The sequence below is a fragment of the Synechococcus sp. WC101 genome (genome assembly GCF_047461555.1).
Taxonomy (GTDB): Bacteria; Cyanobacteriota; Cyanobacteriia; order Thermostichales; family Thermostichaceae; genus Thermostichus.
Genome location: NZ_JANSHG010000120.1, coordinates 1 through 8,045 on the forward strand (window position 1 = coordinate 1; position 8,045 = coordinate 8,045).

Sequence of the window (8,045 nt, forward strand, 5' to 3'; positions counted from 1 at the left end):
CACCTCCTTGAGGCCGGCGGTGATGTGGGAGTAGGGGTGGTGGGGGCTGCCGCCAAACAGCAGGGTGGGGTAGAGGGTGAGCAGGCGATCTGGCCAGAAGCTGCTTTCCTGCCGTCGCAGCAGCATCGCGTACTTGCTGCGGATGTAGTCGGTGCCGGCCTGGCCGGCGATGGCCAAAGGTTCTAACGCTTGATTCAAAAGGCTGGCAGTGGAAAAGTAGATCACCTGCTGACAGCGCTCCGGATCCAACAAGCTGAGCAACTCCAAGGTGTGGGTGACGTTCACCGCCCAGGTCAGGGTGGGATCCCCCCAAGCCGCCGCCATGTGGATCAACCCATCCATCTGCCGCAGCAGGGCGGCGTGTTCCCGAATGCGCAGGAGATCGCCGGCCACCAGGGTGATGGGGGCAGGCAAACGCTCCGGGGGCAACCGCAGGCGGCTGGGGTTGCGGATAAGAATGTACAGGTGGTAGGCGGGCTGCTCCGGAAACTCGGGATCCCTTTGTTGGGCCAGGCGCTCCAACACATAATGCCCCAGACAGCCGCTAGCGCCGGTAAGAAACAGGTTTCGCAAGAGATCTTCCCAACGGCAACTCATCGAAAAAGCTTCTGACTAGTCTACCGCCTTAGCTTGCGCCTGCCGGATTGGCTTAACCCCCAATTTTCCCCTAACGGGCAACTGCGCCCTGTTCCAAGCCAGGCAGCAACCTGGAAATTTGGCCGCGAGAATGGCAGCATAGTTCGACAGGGATCCCACTCCCAGGGAGATTTGGACCTCGCTCAACTCGACTTCTGCCTGTGGCCGCAACCTCTTCTCCCCCTGCTGGACGGGTGTTCAGCCTTTGGCCTCCCCTAGCCCTTGTTTTGCAGCGGCTGGTCCAAGCGGTGCCGGTGCTGCTGCTGATCACGGTGCTCAGCTTTTTGCTCCTGCAACTGGCCCCCGGCGATTTTTTGGATCCCTTGCGGGCGGATCCCAGTATCAGCCAGGAGTTTATCGCCCAGGAAGAGGCGCGGCTGGGCTTGGATAAACCCTTGCTTTGGCAGTATTTGACCTGGCTGGGCAATCTGCTGCAGGGGGATTTTGGCGTCAGCTACACCTATCGCGTGCCAGTAGCGCAGCTCATCCTCTCCCGCGCCGGCGCCACCCTGCTGTTGGCAGTGTGCTCCGTTTTGCTGACTTGGATGATCGCCATTCCGCTGGGGATCCTGGGGGCGCTGCAGCAGAACACTCCTCTGGATCGGGCGTTGCAGTTGCTCAGCTACCTGGGGCAGGCCATGCCCAGCTTTGTGCTGGCCATTTTGCTGCTGATCGTGGCCCAAAACGTGGGCTGGCTGCCGGTGGGCGGGATGACCAGTGTTTATTTTGCCGAGCTGGGTTGGGGGGGAAAGCTGCTGGATCTGGGCCGTCACCTGCTCTTGCCCACGCTGGCCCTGAGCATCACCAGCTTTGCCGGGCTGCAGCGGATTACCCGCGGCAACTTCTTGGACGTGCTGCGGCAGGAATACATCCAGGCGGCGCGGGCGCGTGGGATCCCGGAATGGCGGGTGATCTGGCTGCATGCATTGCGCAACGCCGTCAACCCCTTGATCACGATCTTGGGCTTTGAGTTTGCCAATTTGCTCAGCGGCTCTTTTATTGCCGAGTTTTTCTTCAACTGGCCGGGGCTGGGCAAGCTGCTCTTGGAAGCGGTCCAGAGCTTCGACATCAACGTGGTGATGGCCGGGCTTTTGCTGGGGGCCGTGATGCTCATTCTGGGCAATTTGTTGGCCGATCTGCTCTTAATGTGGGTGGATCCCCGGATCCGACCTGAGTCTTTGCTTTAGGGGCTTTGGATCCTTCCCCAAGAGCTCAGGTTTCCTGTTGTACATTGGGTTCAAGTTGGAAAACGAGGGATCCCCCATGCACTTTCAACCCGACGGCGCTCTGGACGACAGCTTACCTGGGGTAGCTGCGGAAGCAGTGGTTTGGAATGCGCTGCGGCAGGCCCTGGGATCCGATCCCGGCTACCTCCTCCATCAGTTCAGTATCTATAACCATCAGGGCCACGTCACGGCCAAGCCCGACATCCTATTGATTCATTTTGAACTGGGCTTTTGGGTTTTCGAGTGTAAGGGCTGCAACCTTTACAATATCGAAGCCATCGACGGCAGCCAGTGGCGCATGCGGGAGTGGCACAGGGAAACCGAGACCCCCTTGGGGCAGGCCGATAACCAAATGTTTCAGATCAAGAATTGGCTGCAGCAAAATCCGGAAACCCGGCCTCTCCAAGCTCGCGTTGCCTGGCAATATCGGCTGGCTTTGCCTCGCATTCGGCGACAAGAATGGCAGGAGCGCTTCGGGGATCCCCCGTTTCTCGGGGCGCTGCTTTTTGCAGATGATTTGGAGCATCCAGAGCAGTTGCGGCAGACTCTGTATGCGGCCAAAAAGGCCAATGGCGCTCCTCTCAACGCCACAGAATGGGAAGTGATCCTCAAAACGTTGGGAATAAAGTTGGGGGATCCCGGCGATGACCCAATATCTTACAGCTACGATCCCCAGGCGGTGATCCGTCGCGTCCAAGAGCAGATCTTTAAGCTTGATGAAGACCAACGCAAAATTGCCACCCAATATCCTGAGGGGCCACAGCGGTTGCGGGGCCTGGCGGGGACAGGCAAAACGGTAGTCTTGACTCGCAGAGCGGCCAAGATCCACGCCGACCACCCCGATTGGGACATTGCGGTAGTTTTTTACACCCGCTCTCTCTATCACCAAATTCGCGAGCAAATCTCAAAGGTCTGTCAGAGCAAGTTTGACCTTGAGCCGGACTGGAAAAAGATCCAGGTGATGCACGCCTGGGGATCCCAAAATCAAACTGGGTTCTATCGATTGCTCGCTAACGAATGTGGCTTAACGCCCAAAAGCTTGGAGCGGGCAAAGGCAGAGCTAAGGGATAAAAATGACTATACAACTGAGCCCTTCGACTACGTCTGCGAAAAGTTAGAAAAAGAAGCCAAGGAAATCCCTCAGCTCTTCGATGTTATTTTGATCGATGAAGGTCAAGATTTGCCCCCTGCCTTTTACCGTTTAGCCTATCGGGCTTTACGGGATCCCAAACGGCTGTATTGGGCCTATGACGAAGCCCAGGGCATTGGCTCGCTGACGGTGCCAGGAATAGCCGAGCTATTCGGGCGCGACGAGACAGGCAAGCCCAAAGTGCAGTTGGGAGGGCGGGCCACTGTGTTGCCCCATTGCTACCGCACTCCGAAGATTATTCTCATGGCTGCCCATGCCATCAACATGGGTCTTTTGCGTGGAGACCAGCCTTTGCAGGGAGTTACTCAAAAAGGGCAGTGGGAAAATTTAGGTTACGAAGTGGTAGAAGGCGATTTTCGTAAGCCTGGATCCACAATTACCCTCACCCGCAAGGCTTGCCATCCCATCGATCAAGAAGACTTTGAGCCCAAGGTGGATCCGCAATCGCTGCTAATCTGGCGCACCTTCCCTTCTGAGGAAGAGGAGCAGAATTGGATTGCCCAACAAATCGAGCGCGACCTGAAGCAGTGGAGTTTTCAGCCGGAGGATCTCCTGGTTACCGGTGTAGACAGCTTCAAGAAGAGCAGACCTTATTGGGAAAGCCTGAAGGCCAAGCTCAAACAAAGAGGAATTAGAGCTCTCATAGCCGGCGAAGATGCCGGTCAGGATATTTTCCGCTTGCCGGGGCATGTCACCCTAGCGGGGATCTTCCGGGCCAAAGGCAATGAAGCTTGGAAAGTCTACGTTTGCCAGTTTCAAAACGCCACCGAACCGGGGCTCAGTGTGGAAGAGCAACTGCGCCGGCGCAACCAAGCTTTTGTGGCCTTGACACGCACCAAGATCTGGTGTGTCGTGACAGGGATCTCCCCCCAAGACCACCTGGCCCCCGCCTTTCAAGAGCTGCAGCAGGCCAAGGAACAGTACCCCTATCTACGCTTCCCGGCCTTTAATAAGGGATCCCTGCGGCGAATTCATGAAATAGATCCGGACTCGGAAGGCGTCTGATAGGCTACCATCTGCCCTCGAGCGAGCTCAGCTCTGCCATCGCTTTTGCCATGTCGTCCAAGTCGTTTACTCGCTCCTCAATAGCTGCAAGAATTTCGTCGTAGGCGGTGGCAGAAACGGAGCTGAAGCCCAGGGATCCCTTTCCAAACCCAGAGGGGTGGGCGGCAAAGTTGCTGCAGCCTGTTGCTTGGCGAGCTTGATTAAGGCGGGCGATCTCTTGGGCGAAAAGATCCCGTTTGCAGCGGAGTTGGTCAATTTTCGCAACGTACTCTTTCAAAAGTTGTACAAGCTCTTGTTTTTTGGCTTGCAAGTCTTCTATTGAGGCTTTTAGATTCTGCTCTTCTGTACGCAATTGTGAAAGCAATTCTTGCTGAGCTTGGATCTGGGATCCCAACTCAAAATAGGTTTGAGCATCAGTTCCATCGCCGGCTTTCTCTTCCTGCCGAAGGGGTGTCCAATTGGCAAGAGCAGCCCGCAGATCGGCCAGCTCGTTTTGCAGGTGCTGTAAACCTAGCTCTTGCCGGCTTTTGAGGTGCTCCAGAGATTGCTCCAGCAGGTGGATTTTGGCTTTGGACTCACTCCCAGCCAGGGCGGAGGCGAGGTAGCCGGTCATGCCCGTAGCCAAAGCGGCTGCCCCCGACTGCCACAGGGATCCGCCGGATCCCAGGCTGCCGAGGGCCACGGCAAGGCCAGCCAAAGCGGGAAAAGCATTGACCCAAAGCTGGCGAGGGGGAGAAGACGGCATCGTCGGCCCCAGAAACAGGTTTTCATTGATCCTAACTGCTGTTTGGGGAGGTTTCCTCACCCGCAGCCCTTCTCCCTTGAGGAGCTAGCAACGCAACTTGCAGCAACAGGGCTGCCGGGATCCCTTAGCCGATGCTGAGGCTGCTGATGTTGCACCGTCCCAGGGCAGGTGCCGTTCGCCTCACCAAGCCCGTCAGCACATTGCCAGGGCCGATTTCCCACACCTCTCGGATGCCGTCGGCGGCCATCTGCAGCACCGTTTCTCGCCAGCGGACTGGGGCAGTCATCTGAGACAGCAGTGCCTGCTTGAGGACCTGGGGATCTCGGCTAGCGGCAGCCGTGCAATTGCTGTAGACCGGCACTCGCGGAGCCTGAAAGTCAACCTCGCGCAAGGTGTGGGCAAAGGTTTCCGCCGCCGCCTGCATCAAGGGCGAGTGGAAGGCGCCGCTGACTTTGAGGGGAACGGTGCGCTTGGCCTGCAACTGCTCACAGATGGCCTGCACCCCCTCGACCGAGCCGCTGATCACGACCTGATCCGGGCTGTTGTCGTTGGCAATGACCACATCGGGAGTCATCTGGCACAGGTGCTCCAGCTTGTCGCGATCAAACCCAATCAGCGCCGCCATGCTGCCGGGGGGATCCCCTGCAGCTTCCATCAACTGGCCCCGCAGCGCCACCAGCCGCAGGCCAGTCTCAAAATCAAATACCCCCGCGGCGTAGAGGGCGCTATATTCTCCCAAGCTGTGGCCGGCTGTACAGGCGGGAGCCTGACCCTGAGCGTAGAGATAGTCCGTCAGCAGGGCCGATACAGTGAATAAAGCCGGCTGCGTGTAGCCGGTCTGATGGATCTGCTCTTCCGAGAGCGCCAGGGGATCCCATCCCAGCACCTCGCGGGCCACAGCCAACTTGCGGGCCGCCCCTGGCCAATCTTGTAAATCCCTTCCCATGCCCACGACTTGGGATCCCTGACCGGGATAGATCCAGGCAACGCTCATCAGTTCAATACTCTCCAACTCATCTGCCCCAACGAAAGACAATTGCTCCCCAGGTGAGGCCGGCGCCGAAGCCAGCCATCACCCCCAAATCCCCAGGGCCAAACCGCCTTTGGCCAATCCAGTCGGCCAGCGCAATCGGCACCGAGGCGCCGGAGGTGTTGCCGTAGCGCTCCAGAACGCTGGCCACCCGCTGGGGATCCAACTGCAGCCGCTTGGCCACAGCATCGAGGATGCGCTGGTTGGCCTGGTGGATGAAGTAGCCTTGCACGGCTGCTGCGGCAATCCCAGCTCGAAAGAGAGCCTTCTCGATAATCTCCGGCACCGCTTGGACGGCGAACTTGTACACCTCACGGCCGTTCATGGCGATGGGGCAGCAGCGGTATTGACCCACCTGCAGGGATCCCACCAGGGGCCTGGCCTCGGTGGCCATGGCCAGGCTGAGCAGCTCGCTGCCACTGCCATCGCTGCGCAGCTCGATGCTGAGGATGCCGCCGTCCCCCTCTCTTGCGGCTTCCAGCACCACCGCCCCTGCCCCGTCCCCAAATAGGACACAGGTGGTGCGATCTGTCCAGTCCACTGTGCGAGAGAGTACGTCCGCCGCCACCACCAGCGCCCGCCGGTACAGCCCGGTTTGCAGAAACTGGGCCGCCGTGGCCACAGCAAACACAAACCCTGTACAGGCTGCCGTCAGGTCAAAAGCCACCGCCCGTGTCGCCCCCAGCGCTGCTTGCACCCGCGGAGCGGAGCCGAAGCGATCGACGCCGGTGGAGGTGGCCAGGAGGATTAGATCCAGCTCCTGGGGCGGGATGCCGGCCTGCGCCAGGGCAGCCTTTGCCGCTTGCGCCGCCAAATCCACCAGGCTGAGGTCGGGGGGCAGGATGCGCCGTTGGCGAATGCCGGTGCGGGGCCAGATCCACTCGTCGGAAGTCTCCACGATCTGGCTGAGGTCGTCGTTGCTCAGGCAGGGAGTCGGCAGGGCAGCCCCCACCCCCACCAGCCGCACGCTCGGGAGGCCATTGCTGGGCATGAACGCTATCCTTCCACCCGATCCAGGGATCCTACCGACAGGGCTTCTGGACTGGGGTTAGAGGCTGAGGCCAGAGGAGGAGCATTCTCTCCGGCATTGACTTTGGATGGGTGAGAGTCGGCCATTTCCGCTTGCAGCCGCTGTAGGATCTTCTGCTCCGCCGCCTCTTTGGCCAGGCGAATGGCATGGTAGACCATCGCCGCCTTGGAGCTGCCGTGGGTAATGACGCAGATGCCGTTCACCCCCAGCAACAAAGCGCCGCCGTATTCCACATAGTCCATGCGCCGCTTCACCTGCTTCAGATTGGGCTGCAGCAGCCAGCAGCCCAGCTTGCCACGCCAGCCGCGGGGCAACTCCTCCCGCAGCACCTGGGTGATCACCTGGCCGACGCTCTCGGCAAACTTGAGCAGGGCGTTGCCCACAAAGCCGTCGCACACCACCACATCAAAGTCCCCCGTCAGCACGTCTCGCCCCTCGGCGTTGCCGGCAAAGTGAATCCCCGGCAACTGGGTCAGGCGCTGATGGGTGGCCAGGGCCAGGTCGTTGCCCTTGTTGGGCTCCTCGCCAATGTTGAGCAGGCCCACCCGCGGCTTCTCAATCCCCAGCACGCACTGGCAGTAGAGGGATCCCATGCGGGCAAATTGTTCCAAGAAGCGGGGCCGGCAGTCCACGTTGGCTCCCACATCCAAAAGCAAGACCGGCTTGCCCTTCAAAGTGGGCAAAAGAGCACCGATGGCCGGGCGGTCGATCCCCGCCAATCGGCCCAAGTTGAGGTAGGCAGCGGCCATCGTAGCCCCAGTGTTGCCGGCAGCCACCACTGCATCTGCCTGCTTGGCGCGCACCTGTTGCATGGAGACGTTGATAGAGGCTTGCGGCTTCCTGCGCACCGCCAGGGGCTCTTCCGCCATGCCCACTACCTCCTCAGCGGGCACGACGGTGATCCCAGGAGGCAGGGGCCGGGGCAAGAAAGGCTCAAGCGCGTCTGGACGGCCGACTAGCGCAATCCCCACCTGAAGATAGCGATGGGCCAGCAGGGCGCCCTTGATGATCTCTTCGGGAGCGTAGTCACCTCCCATCGCATCAACTGCAATTCGCACGAGCTGACCTCACACTGGAACACTCCTGACAGATAAAATGTGGGGATCTCCGCTGCTCCTCTGCCTTGAGAAGTTGGGATCCCGCTATCTACAAGGCGCTACCGAATTTTACCAGATTTGCTCTCTTTGGTTGAGGCCGTCAAGCCCTTGACACTCCCAGCGCCT

The 8,045-nt window shown here is 59.6% G+C and carries 7 protein-coding genes; 2 read left to right on the forward strand and 5 right to left on the reverse strand.

What is annotated here, in order from left to right; all coding sequences use genetic code 11:
• Positions 1–597, reverse strand: a 597-nt coding sequence (locus tag NW809_RS09000) for an NAD-dependent epimerase/dehydratase family protein (RefSeq protein ID WP_414401970.1), incomplete at its 3' end; no start/stop codon positions are given.
• Positions 598–797: 200 nt separating this feature from the next.
• Between NW809_RS09000 and NW809_RS09005 the strand changes: the two genes are divergently transcribed.
• Both NW809_RS09005 and NW809_RS09010 read left to right on the forward strand, forming a co-directional pair.
• The gene (locus NW809_RS09005) at positions 798–1,823 is read left to right on the forward strand and encodes an ABC transporter permease (protein ID WP_011431161.1); all 1,026 of its coding nucleotides are present in this window, start codon (positions 798–800) and stop codon (positions 1,821–1,823) included.
• A gap of 37 nt (positions 1,824–1,860) precedes the next feature.
• The gene (locus tag NW809_RS09010) at positions 1,861–4,017 is read left to right on the forward strand and encodes a DEAD/DEAH box helicase (protein ID WP_414401971.1); all 2,157 of its coding nucleotides are present in this window, start codon (positions 1,861–1,863) and stop codon (positions 4,015–4,017) included.
• Positions 4,018–4,021: 4 nt separating this feature from the next.
• Here NW809_RS09010 and NW809_RS09015 read toward each other — a convergent pair whose 3' ends face one another.
• The 4 genes from NW809_RS09015 to plsX form a co-directional block, all read right to left on the reverse strand.
• Positions 4,022–4,762, reverse strand: a complete 741-nt coding sequence (locus NW809_RS09015) for a hypothetical protein (protein ID WP_414401972.1) — start codon at positions 4,760–4,762, stop codon at positions 4,022–4,024.
• Positions 4,763–4,886: 124 nt separating this feature from the next.
• The gene (fabD, locus tag NW809_RS09020) at positions 4,887–5,756 is read right to left on the reverse strand and encodes an ACP S-malonyltransferase (protein ID WP_011431164.1); all 870 of its coding nucleotides are present in this window, start codon (positions 5,754–5,756) and stop codon (positions 4,887–4,889) included.
• 19 nt (positions 5,757–5,775) lie between these two features.
• On the reverse strand, positions 5,776–6,783 hold the full coding sequence (locus tag NW809_RS09025) for a beta-ketoacyl-ACP synthase III (RefSeq protein WP_011431165.1): 1,008 nt from the start codon (positions 6,781–6,783) through the stop codon (positions 5,776–5,778).
• Between the two features lie 5 nt (positions 6,784–6,788).
• Entirely contained in the window at positions 6,789–7,880 is a 1,092-nt protein-coding gene (plsX, locus tag NW809_RS09030) for a phosphate acyltransferase PlsX (RefSeq protein ID WP_414401973.1), read from the reverse strand.
• Positions 7,881–8,045 lie beyond the last annotated feature (165 nt).